We start from the raw sequence: 15,567 nt of genomic DNA, 5'->3' as shown, positions 1-15,567 counted from the left end.
GAGATCGATGGATGGTTTGATATCACTGCGCCCCATGGACTGCGAAACGATGGCGTCACTTTGTGGCGAGGTGTTCGGCATGGTAGTTATCGACGCGGGGGGCGTCGTGTCTGTCGTTTTGACAGGTGCGTCTGACGCGTCGGTCTGATTGGACTCTATGATGTTGGACGTCGCGTTGCGGAACTCTCGAAGGGAGCGTCCAAGGGCCTTCCCGATGTCCGGCAGGCGCTTTGGCCCAAATACGATGAGCACCGCAATGAGAATCAGGATAAGTCCCGACCATCCAATGTTACTAAACATTCAAATTCCTCCTTAAATACCGGTCCTAAAGTATGCTTCATTCGGGTAGCCGTAGTGCTCCCAATAGCCCGTGATGGGCTGTGCGCTGAACTCCACTCGATTGAGCCATTTAATCGACTTGTACCCATACATCTTGGGGACCACCAGCCGCAACGGATATCCCTGCTCTTGCAACAGGGGTTGCCCATCCATGTGATACGCCAGCAACACCGTGGAATCTAAGGCTTCGCTCAACTTCAGCGATTCACTGTATTGCCCGTCGAACGAATAGAAGTTGACATATTTGACGTCCTCGCGCGGTTTCACCAATTTCATCAATTGTGAGATGTGAATACCTTGCCACTTGACGTTGGGTACACTCCAACCGGTGACACAGTGAAAATCCTTCGTTTCGTTGTATTTGGGGATGGCCTGTACATCGGCCCATTTCAGGGTCATCGGGTTGGCGACATCGCCCGTCACCTGCAATCGATAGTCCGCGAGGCTCATCTTTGGATATCCCGAGACGACCGTGTAATAGGCACCAAATCGCTGAATCCCCTTTGAGGCGAGCGTTTGCCTACCAACGCCGCCTGACTGTTGTGGAAGCAAGCGGCTCAAGAGTGAGCCCGGGTCAATGACCGTGACCGCCACTGCACCAAGGACGCCTGCGCCAGTCCAGCGGAGGAACATTCTGCGATCGGGATCGATCCGGCCAGCCACGCCGTTCGCTTTCGGCCGGATTCCCAGGGCCTTGTAGAACGCGTGCACCAAAATCCAGGCGCCGAGCAGGATGGTCAACCAGCCATGCCAGGTAAATGCACGGCTGCGGGCGGTTGTCGGGAACAGGGTGACACCCCAGAGCATGATGCCCGTGATGACAATTGGGGCGCCGACGAGCAGCGGCATGACCCAATCAAACCGCCAAATCCGCCGCCCTGCGGGCAGGATGCGCAGGAATGGCACGATGAGCGTGATCGCGAAAATCAATCCCAGTAGAATATGGACATCGTAAATGATGGGTAAATAGCGGATCAGCGCAGTGTGCACAATCGGCAAGTACAGCGCGACACCGGTGAGGACCAGGAGAATGAATGACCCGATAGTATAATGGTGCAATCCGACCAGCCAACGTGGCCATTTGCCGTGTTTAAACCACTTGATTGTCACGGAACTCACCTCGCTAGATTGTGGTAATCCGAACATAGCACAGTATTGTAAGGTTTCTGTAAGGAAGCCAAGTGCCGAGTATCTGTGATACCATCTCGATAACGAAGTGAGCGTGGGGCAGGTGAACATGTTGAGGGAGACTGGTGAACGCATTTCCTCCATTCTCATTATTGAAGACGATGAGGCGATTGCGGACTTGATTGCGGCATACCTCCATCAAAGCGGGTATACCACACAAATCGCGCACGATGGCGACAATGGGCTCGCCTTGTTTCGGGCGTCTCAACCGTTGTGCGTCATTCTCGATCGGATGCTGCCGGGTGTCGATGGCCTGACACTGTGCAAAACGATTCGTTCGATGTCCGATGTCCCGGTGCTCTTTGTAACGGCCAGACTGCTGGAACAGGAACGGATTGAGGGACTTCGCAGCGGCGCCGACGATTACATTGTCAAACCGTTTAGTTTTGGGGAGTTGGTCGCACGCGTGGAAGCGGTGCTGCGGCGCAGCAGAGGGGCGACGAAGGACGCTGTGTCTGCTTTGCAGGTTCGGAGTCCCTTTTCAATTGATGAAACGCAATGTCTTATCACCTGGCGTGGAGAAGCGCTTTCCCTGACGCAATCGGAATACAAGTTACTCGCCAAGTTCATTGCATTTCCTGAGCGCGTGTTTTCTCGCGAAGATCTATTAGCTGAGTTGTATCCGTACGCCGACATGGACGTCATCGACCGAGTGATTGACGTACATATCGGCAACATTCGCAAAAAACTTCGCACATTTGGAGAAGAGGCAGGAGAATGCATTCAAACCGTTCGCGGCTTCGGCTACCGGCTTACATACGAAGGCGAATCCTCGTTAAATTGATACTTGGCAATATGATTACCGTGTTGATAGTGCTGTGCGTGGGATTCTTTTCCGTACAGCAGGGAACGGCGCAATTGCTGCATTCCTTGATGCTTCGCTACCACATTCAGCCGGTCATACCAACGCAGATGTTTATTCAAAGTTCCATTCAAAGCTTGCTCATTGGGGGCAGTATTGCGCTTTTGACAGGCATTGTCATCAATTTCATGCTCAATCGCGTGTGGTTGCGCGAACTGCGGCAAATTCAGCAAGCGGCGAAGGCGATAGCCACTGGAGATTTCACGCAGGTACCCGCGCGCACGGAGGACGAGATTGGCCAATTGGCGGAAGCTATCAACCAAATGAGCCACAGCCTCATGCAGCTAGAGGAGCAAAGGCGTGCGTTTTTAATTGACGTCGCGCACGAATTGCGCACCCCGTTGACGAGTATGAGAGGGTATTTGTCGGGCATTCAAGATGGGGTGTTCGCGCCAACGGGTACGACGTTGCGGTTGTTCAGCAACGAGGTGCAACGCCTGCAGAAATTGGTGGAATCCATTCACCAGTTGAATGTGTTGGAGTATGGGCAGCCGGATATTGCACTCAAGCCGCTAGATTTAAAAGAGCTTGTAGACGAAATGTGGATGCTATTTCAACATCGGTTCGAGGAGAAAGGCATTCATCTGCGGTATGACGTTCAGCGGGACGTGGAATCTGCTGATAGCCCGCGGACGGGTGATACTGAATCGTCATTTGTCGTGCAAGGGCATCGCGATTTGCTCGCGCAAGCCCTGTATAACCTGTTTGAAAATGCGTGGCGCTACACGTCGACGGGCGGATCCGTCGACATGTTGCTCGCTCGGCGCGCAGGGGACACAGAACCTGTGGTTGTGCTGGAGATGACGAATAGGAGTCCAGATCTTGCAAAATTGATACGTCCCGTATGTTTGATAGATTTTACCGCGGTGAGCGCAGCCGATCCCGCTCCACCGGCGGCCTCGGCATTGGCCACGCCATTGTGAAGCAGATTGTCCTCGCGCACAAGGGTCAAGTGTCTGCGGTGTCAGATCCAGGAACATTTCAGTTGACGGTGATTTTGCCGGGGTAAAACACGTTACATATCGAATCGTTTGCGTCCGTCATCACCATATCCTGTGTATGTGGGAAGTAGATATCTGCAAGCGAACCACGATTTGTTTTCCTGTTGTCCGCAATGATGTACACTATCCCTGTAGGGGGATGAATGGATGAAACGAGGTCCGAATCCTGAGGGTGCTCGCAAATGGTTGTTTGCGCTTGGTGGACTTGGGGTAATCGTCGTGATTTTTAGCGTGGCCGTCTTTCACATTGACTCGGGTGTCTCTGTCATCGGCTACGTAATCGGCTTTGTCTGTATGCTACTGGCAGCGATGGGCGTATTCACAAAGCGGGACAGAAATGATTCCGAGAAGTCGTGATGTGCCACGTGGGTATAGAGTTTCGTAGCAGGGCGTCGTTGGAGCGGCGCTCTTTTTGTATGTCTCCGGCATTTGGAAAGCGTGCTGATTCATAATTTTTGCGCGCTGGTACACGCTTTGAGGTGCAACTACTCTATGCGGAGGTGCTGCTTCGTGGCGAAACCGGACAATCGAGACGACAACGTGGTCCATCTGCAAAAGGCAATTAACCACACGATGGAAAATATGCGGGAAGCAGAAGACTTTGTAAAGGCGCACGCCGGTGAGATGAATCCGGAAGATGTTGCTGACATCAAGGCAAAAAACGAACGTCGTGAACAGGCGATTGAAGGGTTTCGTGAGGAAATTCGAGACGAGGCGAAGTACCAGGCTCGTAAGTAATCCGCAAGGTTGCGAATTGAATCCACCCGTTCGTGCGACTGCGGCGAACGGGTGGATTCTCTTTGGTGGGATTGAAGCTTCAAAATCAGTATGACTTTGCGAACCAAACTGCATGTTTTGCGGGTTGTTGACAGTTGACACAGTGTGCCGGCTGCGCGGGTGCTTCGAATGGAATGTTTCGGCTCGTCGCGCTGCATGCGTCTTTGACGGCTTTTTCGCATTCGGCGGATCCACACCAACCAGCCAAGACAAAACCGCGTTGGTCGTTGATATAGCCAACGAGTTCGTCGAGTGTATTCGCGACATACGAATGTTCTTCGCGGAACTTTTTCGCGGTTTCGAACATGTTGACCTGAATGTCGTCGAGCAATTTGGGTAGCGCTGTGTTTAATTCGTCGAGCGGTACAAATGTCTTTTCACCTGTATCGCGGCGAACGAGCACAACTTGTCGGTTTTCAAGGTCGCGCGGACCGATTTCTAGGCGTACAGGGATTCCTCGCATCTCGTACTCGTTGAACTTCCAACCAGGGCTTACGTCGTCCCGTGCGTCCATCCGCACGCGAATCCCTGCGTCCCGCAGTTGCGCGAATAGGCTATCCGCAGCTTCTACGACGGCTGCGCGGGCCTTCTGTGGTCCAATCGGGATAATGACGACCTGCGTTGGGGCGACCTTTGGCGGTAACACAAGACCTCTGTCGTCGCCGTGGACCATAATCAACGCGCCGAGTAAGCGCGTGGAAATTCCCCAGGACGTGGTATAGACGTATTTCAGTTGATTGTCTTTGTCGAGATATTGAATGTCAAAGCCTTTGGCGAAGTTCTGCCCCAAAAAGTGCGAAGTTCCGGCTTGCAAAGCCTTTCCGTCTTTCATCATCGCCTCAATGGAGTACGTATCGACGGCCCCTGCGAATTTTTCACTTGGCGTCTTCTGCCCGCGGATGACCGGAACAGCCAGGAACTCCTCGACGAACTTGGTATAGATGTCGAGCATCTGCATGGTTTCTTGGCGAGCTTCTTCCTCTGAAGCATGGGCGGTGTGGCCTTCTTGCCAGAGGAACTCACTCGTGCGCAGAAATGGCAGTGTTCGTTTTTCCCAGCGAACGACGTTGGCCCACTGATTCAAAAGCAACGGCAAATCCCGGTAGGACTGAATCCACTGAGCGTACATGTGGCCAATCATCGTCTCCGACGTCGGGCGAATGGCTAAGCGCTCTTCGAGCTTGTCCCCACCGGCCTCAGTCACCCACGGGAGCTCTGGGTTAAATCCCTCGACGTGCTCCTTTTCCTTCTGAAAGAAGCTCTCCGGGATAAACAGTGGGAAATATGCGTTGCGATGTCCCGTGCGCTTAAATTCCTTATCGAGTTCGCGTTGGCACGCTTCCCACATTTCGTACGCATCTGGTTTAAACACGATGCAGCCGCGGACAGGGGAATAGTCCATGAGATCCGCTTTTTGGATCACGTCCAGATACCAACGCGAAAAGTCTTCGCTCTGGGGCGTGATTTCTTTGACAAATGCTTTATTTTCTTTCGCCATGATGTTCCTCCTAGGGCGTGGTTGTCCTTCTTGCCATCTTACGGAATGCAACAATCCCCGTCAATTACGGCATACTGGGGACGTGTCCCAATCGCGGAGGTGAAGTTTATGGACAACATCACACATGCTGCATTTGGGGTTGGTGTATTTGCGACGTACACAGCGATTGCTGGTGCACCGGAGCCCGGGGCAGTCGCTACAGCTGCGTGTGTCGCCGCTGTTGTCGGTGCGGAGTGGCCGGATTTCGACTTGCTGTTTCAAATCTTTTCTGGCCCTGTCCGATATTTGTATCAGCACCGACAAATTTCACACAGTATTCCGCTTTGGTTTGCTTGTTCCCTTATCGTGGCCGCAATCATCAATTTCGTCGTTCCAGTCCACTTTTGGCTGTACGCATGGCTTTCATTTCTCGGCACGCTCACGCATGTGGGGCTCGACTTGTTGACGGCCTACGGTACGAAGGCACTATGGCCCATTTCAAAACGTCGGTTTCGTGGTGACATTCTGTTTGTCGTGGAGCCGGTCTACCTCCTGTTGTTTATCGTTGGCTGTGTCTTGATTCAACTCGGGACGCCGTACGACGCGACCGTATATGCCATTGATGGTTTCGCACTGCTCTTCACGCTCCGGCGTGTGGGATTGCGTGCGTGGCTCACACGCCGCTTTACGCGTTGGCTCTCGCAGCAGGCGTGCTTTGACGGCACGACACCACCCGTTTGGCGCGTATTACCCACCATCTTTGCACTGCCTCATGGCTATAAATACGTTGTACAGCAGGGACAGCGGTTTTGGTTCGGGTCCTTTAGCTGGAAGGGCGACATCCTTCCAGAGGCCCACGCCGAATCAGCGAATGGGAACGCGGTGCAACACGTACTTCAGTACAGTCGCGTAGGTCGCGCGATGAGCTGGTTTGCCCCGATGTTGTTTGTGCAAGTCGAAGACGAGGGGCAATGGACGGTCGTTCACCTGAGCGATGCGTCTGTCCGTTATGTGGACACGCTGCCGTTCAGTGCGACGGTCGATCTCGCTCGTACCGCCGAAGGCAATTATGTCGTCGTGCACGAAGGGATTCGAGCACAGCCGATTTACTTCACGAAACTGTGGCAGGATACGTTTCGCGCGCTGGGTAAACGCCGCTCCTTACACATTCCAAACCCGCGGGGATATCGCTCCAAACCGCGCGTTTGATAGGCGTTTGACATCTCTATGCACGCGTCTGAATCCACCCGGGATCCTTTGATCCCGGGGTTATTTTTCGTATTTTGTGGTGCGGTCCCGCAGATATTGCGCCAGCAGTTCCAATAATTTTGACGGGTCGTCGAGCGCATGTTCCTCCGCGAGCCGTTGGGCGATTTCGCGATAGGCGGCAGGTGTCTCCGCTACGCCAGCTTCACTTGAAGTGTTTTCGGGGGTTTCTTCCACAGGATCGAGAAAATAATTCAGTGGCACGCCATACGCCTGTGCAAGTTTTGCCACCAGAAAAAAGGAGGGATTTGGACGATTCCCCTTTTCAATTGCACTGAGATGACTAATGGAGACACCTGTATGCTCTGAGGCCTCAGCTAAAGTCCACCCTTTTTGTTCCCGCAAATGCCGCAACTTTTGGCCCAGGTCCAATTGCACTGCCCCCCTCCCAAGAGATTCCGCCCCACTGTTCTGTCTACAAATGTAGAATCACCGGGAGAGTAGGTCAATGCTCAAATGAAAAATCGCTATAACTCCTGGATAAACAGGATGCCATCCCGCCGCTCTTCGAAGACCCTGCGCCGCAAGTAGCGGTGCCAAGGGTGGTGGGTGTCTGTCATTTCAACCTTCGTAACCGGATAGGGGAGTTTTTGGAGTGCCTGCTGTGCCCGTTTGTTTTCTGTATCCACTAGATACACGATGTGACTGGCCGCAAATACGTCACTTGCCTGGTCTCGCAAATACTGTTTGACCTGCGCATTGACACCGGTCCCACGGACTTGGGGCACCAAGAACGTACCCGCTTCTACCGCGTTTACACCATCGGGTACAAAGTTTTCGTTCGCTTTGGAGAGCGTCGTGAAACCGATTACGAGACGGTCATCTGCGCGTCGAATCGCGGAAAACTCCCCTGTGCCAAAGAAACTGCGAATTGACCAATCGGCCACGAATTGCTCACAGAGTGGTACTGTGGAGAGCGTTTGCGGCCAGCCTGGGGTATTCCAATACGCGTGATGCATCTGGAGCAAATCCGGTAGGGTCATCGGTTCAAATGTCAGTCCATTATGGGTTCGATCAGCCATCATCAAATTCCTCGATTGTGAAATTAGCCTACCGATTCCCGGGTATTTCTGGTACTATTTACGCAATCGTAGAAATTACTTTGGGGTGGTTCGCGTTGGGGGAACTGGCTCGGCGACTAAAATACTATCGAAAGGCGCGCAATTTGTCAGTTCGCGAATTGGCGAGTCTCGCCAATGTCAGTGTGAGTTACGTCTACGCGATTGAATCGGGAGCGAGGGGGAGTAACGCGACGAAGCTTGGTCAAATCGCAGAGGCGCTTGGCGTACGGCTTAGCGATTTGTGGGGGGATACCGAACATCATGAGTGAACCATGGCAGGCATTGCAGGAGGCACGGTGCGCGCGGGGATGGACACAAGCGATGGCGGCGCGCGGTATTGTCTCACAGTCACACTACTCGCTCATTGAGCAGGGCGTTCTCGTTCCGAATCCCAAGGTGATAGGGGAATTGGCGGCGCGCTTCGAATTGAACGCAACCAAGTGGGAAGCTATGTGGTCGCAATATCGCAGACAGTTTCGCGCGCGTCAGCGCTGTTGGCGGGCTTTTGCGCACGATGGACAATTGACGCGGGCGGATGTAAGCGCGCTTCAACGAGCCTCACTGTCGCTTGATTATGAGTGCTATCAGCAATTTTTGGATATTCCTTTTTCTGATCCAGCAGTGATGTATCGACGCCTGGTGAACGCGCGCAATCAACTACCGAACGTGCAGGCACCGCACGTGCCTGCACGCATGCGTCCATTTGGCGATATTCGCTTGCGCATCGTCTTGGCGATAGTGGAGTCACACGTCTTAGCTCAACTCAAACGGTTTCAGGCGGCTACGGTATGGAGACTCCAGGCGCAGCAGATGATGAAGGAAGTACCCGTCTTTTGGCGCTAGGTCATCGTGTATCCCTTTTGTGCCGTTAGAATTTGTGTACAATGGTGTGGAAGGAGATGATGACGTGGATACCTCCGAACGCGTGGCGTATCGCGATGCAATTCGTCAAGTTCATCGGGCGTTAGAACATCGGTCGCATCATTTGCACGAAGCGTTGCAGAAGGCGGCGACGGAACAGGAGGCCTCCGAAATCAGGACGCGAATCGACGAAGTGCGGCATGTCCTGGAAATCGTCCACTCTCTTCACCGCTAGGATTCAGCTGTATAAACTGTTACAATAGTGTTTAGTACGCTGATACTGTAAAGGGTGAAAGCTACGTGACACTCGAAAAATTGCGCACCAAGGACGTTCAGCGCTTATTTCAGGCGATTTTAGCGCTTCGCACGGAGGAAGAATGCTTTCGATTCTTCGACGACATTTGTACAATTGGTGAAATTCAGTCGCTCGCACAGCGGCTTGAAGTTGCTCAAATGCTCCGAGACGGAGCGACGTATCACGCGATTGAAGACAAAACTGGCGCCAGCACGGCGACGATTAGCCGGGTAAAACGTTGTTTGCATTATGGTTCAGATGGCTATCGATTGATTCTCGACCGACTCAATGCGGTGGACGAACAGTAGATGCTAGATGTTGTTTCAGGGTGAAGAGAATCTGGGATAGCACGATGACCCGCAGGGACGGAGCGGGTTTTTTTGTGCGATTTTTTTCATTACTTTTTCATCGTAACATGGCGTTCGAATGATCATTTGACATTTCTCGCGCTTATTTGTAGTCTTCATATGGCACTTTTGTGCGTATGAATTGTATGCGGACGGCAAATAATTTACAGAAGAGATACAATTCGTTCATTTCATAATAGAGGCACAACGGTGTCGAATGTGGTAGAGTGAACATGGTGCTTACCTGTATTTCAATGGACGCGACCGGCTGTGTCCGAACAGACAGGTGCATCGGACAACCTCTCAAACAAGTTAGGGGAAGAGAAACGTGGATTTGTTGAATAAAGTCCGGGAACTTGGGCAATTGTTGCACAGTTCCAATGATCAAGTGGAATTTGATGATGTAGCTGAATTTCTTAGTAAAGTGCTCAGCAGTAATGTGTACATCGTAGGGCGCAAGGGAAAGATTCTCGGATACGGCGTAGCTGAACACGCACTGACTGAAGAATGGTTAGACATCATGACGAAAGACCAACGGTTTCCCGGAGACTTTAATAAACATCTGTTGAGAATCGAGCAAACCGTGGTCAATCTTGACGAGACGCAAAAACAGCCGTTTTATGTGTTCTCGCCAGAAGAAAATGAATCGTTCCGCAGCAAGTACGTGAGTGTTGCACCGGTAATTGGCGCGCGTGAGCGACAGGGTACACTGTTGTTTGCTCGTTCCGAACGGCCGTTCGAGGAAGACGACCTCATTTTGGCTGAGTACAGTGCCACCATCGTCGCTTTGGAAATTGTTCATGCACGTCAACAGCAAAAAGAGGAAGAGTCTCGTCAACGCGCTTTGGCGCACCTTGCGGTTGAGTCGCTCAGCTTCTCTGAGTTGCAAGCGGCGAAGTACTTGCTGGATGCCGTTCGCGAATCTTCTGATGGGATTGTCGTCAGCAGTCAAATTGCCGATGAGCACGGTGTGACTCGGTCGGTGATTGTCAACAGCATTCGCAAGCTCGAGAGTGCAGGTACGATTGAGAGTCGTTCGCTCGGGATGAAGGGAACGCACTTGCGCGTGTTGAACGCCTTTGTAGAAGATGAAATTGCTCGTCAGTTTGAGCGCTAAGCTTTCATAACTGGGAACGGGGACGCCTTGTCACATTGGCGGTTCCCGTTTTATTTTGTTGATGCGGCGAGGTGGTATCCACCTCGCCGCTTGTCTGTCCGACGTCTATGGCTGTTCAGGCGTTTAGCGCTGTCGGTAAGTTGAGGTAGTAATAGCACAGCGTCCGTAGGCCCTTATCAAAGTTGGTCAGGGAGAAGTGTTCGTTTGGCGCATGGAAGTTTTCGTCGCCAAGGCTAAATCCCATGAGCACAACGGGCTTGTGGAACAGCTGTGAAAATGTCTCGACCACCGGGATAGATCCACCCATCCGCGTGAACACAGCCTTCACGCCATAGGCATGGGTGTACGCGTCTGCGGCCAATTGAATCGCCGGATGGTCGTACGGTGCAAGGTATGGATAGCCACCATCTTGACGGATAAATGTCACTGTTGCGCCTACGGGTGTGTGTTTTTTGATGTGGGTCTCGATGAGATCGAGAATTTTGTTCGGATCTTGGCCTGGCACGAGTCGGCAGGTCACTTTGGCGTGCGCTTCGTTGGGGATGACAGTTTTCGTGCCTTCACCCTGGAACCCACCGTAAATGCCGTTGAGCTCGAGCGTTGGGCGCGCCCACAGCCGTTCCAACGTCGTGTATCCTGGTTCGCCGTGAAGTGCGGGCAGCCCAAGTGACTTGCGGTAGCTTTCGTCGTCGTGCGGTAGTTTTGCGTACTCCGCGCGCTCTTCGGGACTCAACTCGATGACGTCGTCGTAGAATCCTTCGACCGTGACGGTGCCATCGGGGGCATGGAGTGTGTCGAGCAATTCGACGAGTGCGTGCACCGCGTTCGGAACGGCGCCACCATAAAGGCCCGAGTGCAGGTCGGAGTTGGCGGTTTTCAGGTCGATTTGGCACGCAGCGAGCCCGCGCAGACCATAGCAAATGGAAGGCTTAACCGGCGACAGCATCGTGGTGTCGGAAATCAGGACGAGATCGGCTTGGAATTGGGCTTGGTGTTCGTTGAGAAACGCCTCTAAATGAGCCGACCCGACTTCCTCTTCGCCTTCGATGCAGAATTTCACGTTGACTGGCAATTCACCTTGCTCTTGCAGAATTGCCTCCAGCGCCTTGATGTGTAAGAAGGTTGGACCCTTGTCGTCGCTGGCACCGCGCGCGTAAATCTGGTTGTCCCGAATGTCGGGTTCAAACGGCGGCGTCTGCCACAAATGCAATGGATCAACCGGTTGCACGTCGTAGTGACCGTACACGAGGACGGTCGGCTTGCCAGGCTTGCCTAACCATTCGCCGTAGACGACTGGGTGACCAGCGGTCTCCATCAATTGCGCATTCTGAAATCCGGCGTCTGTAAGCGCCTCTTTAAGGAACTCAGCAGCGCGCCTGATGTCTTGTTTGTGCTCCGACAATGCGCTGATGCTGGGTATCGACAAAAGCGATTTGAGTTGCGCTAAGTGTTCTTCCCGTCTATCTCTGAGGCGGCGTTCAATAGCATCCATATGTACAGGGACTCCTTCCGGGCGACTAGTGGCCACCCATGATTGGTTGCCTGGATCATACCGCAAAAATGGATGCGGATAAATGGGCCGTGAAGCGCGCTGTCCATCCCGCTAATTCCAAGTTTGCAACTGTGTTTGCATGAGTTTTTTCGGACGCGACAACCATGTATACTTACTTTTAATCACGTTGTTATGACATCTCATGCGATGGGAAACCTTCGAAACAGATATTGCACAAACAAACAGGAGCGGGGAGAGAACGAGTTGGACAGTCAACAAATTGCGGCGCATTTAATGCAAAATAGTTGTCGTATGTTTAAAGGGCGCACTTGCCACCCCGAGCCGGAGGCGATACGCAAGATTGTCCTGCTCGAGAGATCTGCATTGTTGCCGAATTATTTTGCGGCGCAGGCGGAAGGGACACATGCAGAGGTGATAGACCATCTGCATCAAGTGCTCTCGGAACAAATTCACAGAGCAAGTTATCAGACGTGCTTGAAGACCGGCACCGACGAAAGCCGTGGTATAGCGAGAGCCAAGGCGACGGCGTTTGTCGAGCGGCTACCTCTCTTGCAGGATATGCTGTACGAGGACGTCATGGAGACGTTGCAGGGGGACCCAGCTGCGACCGGTCCGGATGAAGTGATTCTGACCTACCCGGGTATTTTTGCGCTTGGCGTGTACCGCGCGGCGCATGTCCTTGTGGAATTGGATGTACCCCTGTTGCCACGGATGATGACAGAGTACGCGCACCGGTTGACTGGCGTGGATTTGCATCCAGGGGCGACAATTGGCCGCAGCATCATGATAGATCACGGTACGGGCATTGTCGTCGGCGAAACGGCCGTCGTGGGCAACCACGTAAAGATTTACCAGGGTGTCACATTGGGTGCTCTTTATTTCCCAAAAGACGAGCAAGGGATGATGCTTCGTGAGGTCAAGCGCCATCCAACCGTCGAGGATTACGTGATTTTGTATTCGAATTCCACGGTACTTGGCGGTGAGACCTTGATTGGTCATCACAGCGTCATCGGTAGCAATACCTGGGTGACGCGAAGTGTACCGCCGTACTCGAAGGTGACATATGAGACCGAAAGTGTCGTTCGAACGAAGGAAGCGCACTGACGATAGATGAAAATTCCGAAAATGTAGCGAAATTAATGGAAAAAGATTCAGGTCTATGTTACTTTTTTAGTAACCCTTTACCCCTGATATGGCCCACCGAAATGGTGTGGCTATTTTTTTGGGTGGCTGCTGTACGCTATGCGTTTGATTTGTAAGAACAGTTTGGTTACACTGTACTGGAAAACTGAATCGTTCCTTCGGGGCAGGGTGAGGCGTTAGCCAATTCCCGATCGGTGGTGACATGGCAATATCCATGAAGTCCACGAGCCGACAGGTATGTTGCAGTCATATGGCTGCGCAGCCCACAATGGCATGAACTGGTGAGATTCCAGTACCGACGGTATAGTCCGGATGAAAGAAGGAGAACGTGAGCGCATGCGAAGTGTAGGTGTATACCTACGCCTGTGTAGCCGCACCTACAGAGGTGTGGTCGCTATTTCGCTTTGTATTTGTGTTCGCTGACTATGTGTTTTAACGCCCCCGTGATGATTCGGGGGCGTTTTTTGTGTGGAGGTGTACGGGGTTGACACCAGATGAAGGGTTTATGCGCATGGCCATCGATGTGGCGAAAATTGGACAGTCTCAGACGTCGCCGAATCCGTTGGTCGGGGCACTTGTCGTTCGCGATGGTGTCGTGGTTGGCCAGGGCGCACATCTTCGGGCCGGCGGTCCGCATGCGGAAGTGCATGCGTTGCGAATGGCTGGTGATTTAGCAGAGGGCGCGACGATGTACGTGACGCTCGAACCCTGTAATCACTATGGGAGAACCCCACCGTGTACGGAGGCGATTTTGCAGGCGGGGGTCAGCCGGGTGGTGATTGCCTCAGTCGATCACGACCCGCGCACGAAAAATCTCGGTATCTCCCGGCTCCGAGACGCAGGTGTCGAGGTGCAGGTTGGTGTGCTGCAAGATGAGGCACAAGCGCTCAACAAGGCATTTTTTCATCGGGTGGACACGGGCCGACCGTACGTCGTGTACAAGGCGGCGATGACGCTCAGTGGGCATGTCGCAGCGGATACGGGTCACAGCCAGTATGTCACAGGGCCTGCCGCTCGCGCGCAGGTTCAGCAACTGCGAAGGAATCATCCCGCAATTGCGGTCGGTATTGAGACCGTACTCGCGGATGCTCCGCGACTCACGGTGCGCGACGAAACAGGAGCGGCAACGGGCATCCTGCAGCCGACCCGCGTCATTTTCGACTCCCATCTTCGTATCCCAGTTTCCGCCAAGCTGCTTGATGAACCGGGGAGAACGATTGTGATCACGACTGAACAAGCGGCCTGTGACCATTCTGAAAAGCTTTCGCAACTCACGGCGATAGGCGAAGTCGAAGTGATTCCGGTCGCGCAGTCAGCGGGTCACTTGGATTTGGCCGAAGGGTTGGCGGCCGTGGCGGATCGTGGCTGCAATTCGCTGCTGTTGGAGGGCGGACCCCGGTTGGCGGCTGCGTTTTTTGAGCGACAGTTGGTGGATGAAGTGGTGATATATATCGCGCCGAAGCTGTTGATGAGTGGCAAGTCGGCCTTGGCAGGTTCACCTAGCACGTATATGGGAGAGGCCATTTCATTGCGCGATATCCAAGTTGAAGCGGTGAACGGCGACTGGAAGTTCACAGCAGCAGTGGATTACGGTGCCGCAAAAGACGCTGCAGATGAGATGAGGTGAGCGGTAGATGTTCACGGGGCTCGTGGAGGAACTCGCACAGGTGCGCCACATACATTTAAGCGCGCAAGGCGCGGAGATTGAGCTGTCTGCACGGACTATCCTCGAAGACATGCAACTGGGTGACAGCATCGCGGTCAACGGCATCTGTCTGACGGTCGTGCGCATGGGCGATGGGGCGTTTGTGGTCGAAGCGGTGCCAGAGACGATGCGGCGCACGAACCTACATACGCTGCGCGCGGGGGATACCGTTCATGTCGAGCGCGCGATGGCGGCGAATGGACGTTTTGGCGGACATATCGTGTCTGGGCACATTGACGGCACAGGCCGAATCTCGCAGATTCGCCCGGAAGGGATGGCCAGGGTGCTGACGATTTCCTGCGACCAAGAGATCTTGCGCTACGTCGTGGAGAAGGGATCGATTTGCGTTGACGGCGTCAGTCTCACCGTGATGGGTGTCACATCGACTGCGTTTGAGGTGTCCATCATTCCCCACACACGGGGCGTTACGCGCCTTGGCCACGCCAGAGTGGGCGACGAGGTCAATCTCGAGTGCGACATCATCGCCAAGTACGTCGAACGGTTGCTTCAAATGCCTGCGGGTTCGTCGGAGAGTGGGGCACGCAAGTCAACCGTGACGCTCGATTTGTTGCAGCAACATGGCTTTGCATAGGCACAAACAAAGGAGGGAATGGC

General features: G+C 53.4%; 19 protein-coding genes, 1 pseudogene and 1 riboswitch. Of the genes and pseudogenes, 14 read left to right on the top strand and 6 right to left on the bottom strand.

Annotated features, from left to right (window positions below):
- Nucleotides 1-141 precede the first annotated feature (141 nt).
- Nucleotides 142-300: pseudogene (gene tatA / locus K1I37_RS18370) on the bottom strand (twin-arginine translocase TatA/TatE family subunit); the annotation flags it as partial.
- A 12-nt stretch (nucleotides 301-312) separates the two neighbouring features.
- On the bottom strand, nucleotides 313-1,449 hold the full coding sequence (locus K1I37_RS18365; RefSeq protein WP_021296269.1) for a molybdopterin-dependent oxidoreductase: 1,137 nt from the start codon (nucleotides 1,447-1,449) through the stop codon (nucleotides 313-315).
- Nucleotides 1,450-1,576: 127 nt separating this feature from the next.
- On the opposite strand from K1I37_RS18365, the gene K1I37_RS18360 reads away from it, so the two are divergent.
- From K1I37_RS18360 to tlp, 5 genes are all read left to right on the top strand, one after another.
- Nucleotides 1,577-2,311: a response regulator transcription factor gene (locus K1I37_RS18360; protein WP_021296268.1), complete on the top strand. Its 735-nt coding sequence runs from the start codon at nucleotides 1,577-1,579 to the stop codon at nucleotides 2,309-2,311.
- On the top strand, nucleotides 2,245-3,312 hold the full coding sequence (locus K1I37_RS18355; RefSeq protein WP_081654061.1) for a HAMP domain-containing protein: 1,068 nt from the start codon (nucleotides 2,245-2,247) through the stop codon (nucleotides 3,310-3,312). The genes K1I37_RS18360 and K1I37_RS18355 overlap by 67 nt, the downstream gene beginning before the upstream one ends.
- The gene (locus K1I37_RS22010; protein ID WP_081654060.1) at nucleotides 3,234-3,398 is read left to right on the top strand and encodes an ATP-binding protein; all 165 of its coding nucleotides are present in this window, start codon (nucleotides 3,234-3,236) and stop codon (nucleotides 3,396-3,398) included. The genes K1I37_RS18355 and K1I37_RS22010 overlap by 79 nt, the downstream gene beginning before the upstream one ends.
- A 139-nt stretch (nucleotides 3,399-3,537) precedes the next feature.
- A complete protein-coding gene (locus K1I37_RS18350; RefSeq protein ID WP_021296266.1) occupies nucleotides 3,538-3,747 on the top strand; it encodes a hypothetical protein in 210 nt (69 codons plus the stop codon).
- A gap of 153 nt (nucleotides 3,748-3,900) precedes the next feature.
- Nucleotides 3,901-4,128: a small acid-soluble spore protein Tlp gene (gene tlp, locus K1I37_RS18345; protein WP_021296265.1), complete on the top strand. Its 228-nt coding sequence runs from the start codon at nucleotides 3,901-3,903 to the stop codon at nucleotides 4,126-4,128.
- 85 nt (nucleotides 4,129-4,213) lie between these two features.
- Here tlp and proS read toward each other — a convergent pair whose 3' ends face one another.
- Complete coding sequence (gene proS, locus K1I37_RS18340; RefSeq protein ID WP_021296264.1) at nucleotides 4,214-5,665, bottom strand: proline--tRNA ligase; 1,452 nt, start codon at nucleotides 5,663-5,665, stop codon at nucleotides 4,214-4,216.
- A 108-nt stretch (nucleotides 5,666-5,773) separates the two neighbouring features.
- On the opposite strand from proS, the gene K1I37_RS18335 reads away from it, so the two are divergent.
- Nucleotides 5,774-6,853 carry a metal-dependent hydrolase gene (locus K1I37_RS18335; protein WP_021296263.1) on the top strand — a complete coding sequence of 360 codons (1,080 nt, stop codon included), beginning with the start codon at nucleotides 5,774-5,776 and terminating at the stop codon, nucleotides 6,851-6,853.
- 60 nt (nucleotides 6,854-6,913) lie between these two features.
- Here K1I37_RS18335 and K1I37_RS18330 read toward each other — a convergent pair whose 3' ends face one another.
- Nucleotides 6,914-7,288 (bottom strand): helix-turn-helix domain-containing protein, encoded by a 375-nt coding sequence (locus tag K1I37_RS18330; protein WP_021296262.1) that lies wholly within the window; start codon nucleotides 7,286-7,288, stop codon nucleotides 6,914-6,916.
- An 89-nt stretch (nucleotides 7,289-7,377) separates the two neighbouring features.
- Nucleotides 7,378-7,932, bottom strand: coding sequence for a GNAT family N-acetyltransferase (locus K1I37_RS18325; protein ID WP_152498777.1), 555 nt, complete (start codon nucleotides 7,930-7,932; stop codon nucleotides 7,378-7,380).
- 95 nt (nucleotides 7,933-8,027) lie between these two features.
- On the opposite strand from K1I37_RS18325, the gene K1I37_RS18320 reads away from it, so the two are divergent.
- The 5 genes from K1I37_RS18320 (at nucleotide 8,028) to codY (ending at nucleotide 10,591) form a co-directional block, all read left to right on the top strand.
- Complete coding sequence (locus K1I37_RS18320; protein ID WP_021296260.1) at nucleotides 8,028-8,240, top strand: helix-turn-helix domain-containing protein; 213 nt, start codon at nucleotides 8,028-8,030, stop codon at nucleotides 8,238-8,240.
- Entirely contained in the window at nucleotides 8,233-8,814 is a 582-nt protein-coding gene (locus tag K1I37_RS18315) for a helix-turn-helix domain-containing protein (protein ID WP_021296259.1), read from the top strand. The genes K1I37_RS18320 and K1I37_RS18315 overlap by 8 nt, the downstream gene beginning before the upstream one ends.
- 64 nt (nucleotides 8,815-8,878) lie before the next feature.
- Nucleotides 8,879-9,067: a hypothetical protein gene (locus K1I37_RS18310; protein ID WP_021296258.1), complete on the top strand. Its 189-nt coding sequence runs from the start codon at nucleotides 8,879-8,881 to the stop codon at nucleotides 9,065-9,067.
- A 65-nt stretch (nucleotides 9,068-9,132) separates the two neighbouring features.
- Nucleotides 9,133-9,435 (top strand): YerC/YecD family TrpR-related protein, encoded by a 303-nt coding sequence (locus K1I37_RS18305; protein WP_021296257.1) that lies wholly within the window; start codon nucleotides 9,133-9,135, stop codon nucleotides 9,433-9,435.
- Nucleotides 9,436-9,802: 367 nt separating this feature from the next.
- Nucleotides 9,803-10,591, top strand: coding sequence for a GTP-sensing pleiotropic transcriptional regulator CodY (gene codY, locus K1I37_RS18300; protein ID WP_021296256.1), 789 nt, complete (start codon nucleotides 9,803-9,805; stop codon nucleotides 10,589-10,591).
- Nucleotides 10,592-10,706: 115 nt separating this feature from the next.
- Here the strand turns inward: codY and K1I37_RS18295 are convergent, their stop codons facing one another.
- Entirely contained in the window at nucleotides 10,707-12,083 is a 1,377-nt protein-coding gene (locus K1I37_RS18295) for a dipeptidase (protein WP_021296255.1), read from the bottom strand.
- 264 nt (nucleotides 12,084-12,347) lie between these two features.
- On the opposite strand from K1I37_RS18295, the gene K1I37_RS18290 reads away from it, so the two are divergent.
- The 3 genes from K1I37_RS18290 to K1I37_RS18280 all read left to right on the top strand — a co-directional run bounded on the left by K1I37_RS18290 (nucleotide 12,348) and on the right by K1I37_RS18280 (nucleotide 15,544).
- A complete protein-coding gene (locus tag K1I37_RS18290) occupies nucleotides 12,348-13,208 on the top strand; it encodes a serine O-acetyltransferase (protein WP_021296254.1) in 861 nt (286 codons plus the stop codon).
- A 189-nt stretch (nucleotides 13,209-13,397) separates the two neighbouring features.
- Nucleotides 13,398-13,575, top strand: a riboswitch (FMN riboswitch).
- A 156-nt stretch (nucleotides 13,576-13,731) separates the two neighbouring features.
- On the top strand, nucleotides 13,732-14,874 hold the full coding sequence (gene ribD, locus K1I37_RS18285; RefSeq protein ID WP_021296253.1) for a bifunctional diaminohydroxyphosphoribosylaminopyrimidine deaminase/5-amino-6-(5-phosphoribosylamino)uracil reductase RibD: 1,143 nt from the start codon (nucleotides 13,732-13,734) through the stop codon (nucleotides 14,872-14,874).
- 7 nt (nucleotides 14,875-14,881) lie between these two features.
- Nucleotides 14,882-15,544 carry a riboflavin synthase gene (locus K1I37_RS18280; protein ID WP_021296252.1) on the top strand — a complete coding sequence of 221 codons (663 nt, stop codon included), beginning with the start codon at nucleotides 14,882-14,884 and terminating at the stop codon, nucleotides 15,542-15,544.
- Nucleotides 15,545-15,567: the final 23 nt, after the last annotated feature.

The sequence above is a fragment of the Alicyclobacillus acidoterrestris genome, from assembly GCF_022674245.1.
In the GTDB taxonomy this organism is placed as follows: domain Bacteria; phylum Bacillota; class Bacilli; order Alicyclobacillales; family Alicyclobacillaceae; genus Alicyclobacillus; species Alicyclobacillus acidoterrestris.
The sequence above is the reverse complement of the archived record's forward strand: the minus strand, read 5'-3'. Positions and strand labels throughout refer to the sequence as shown.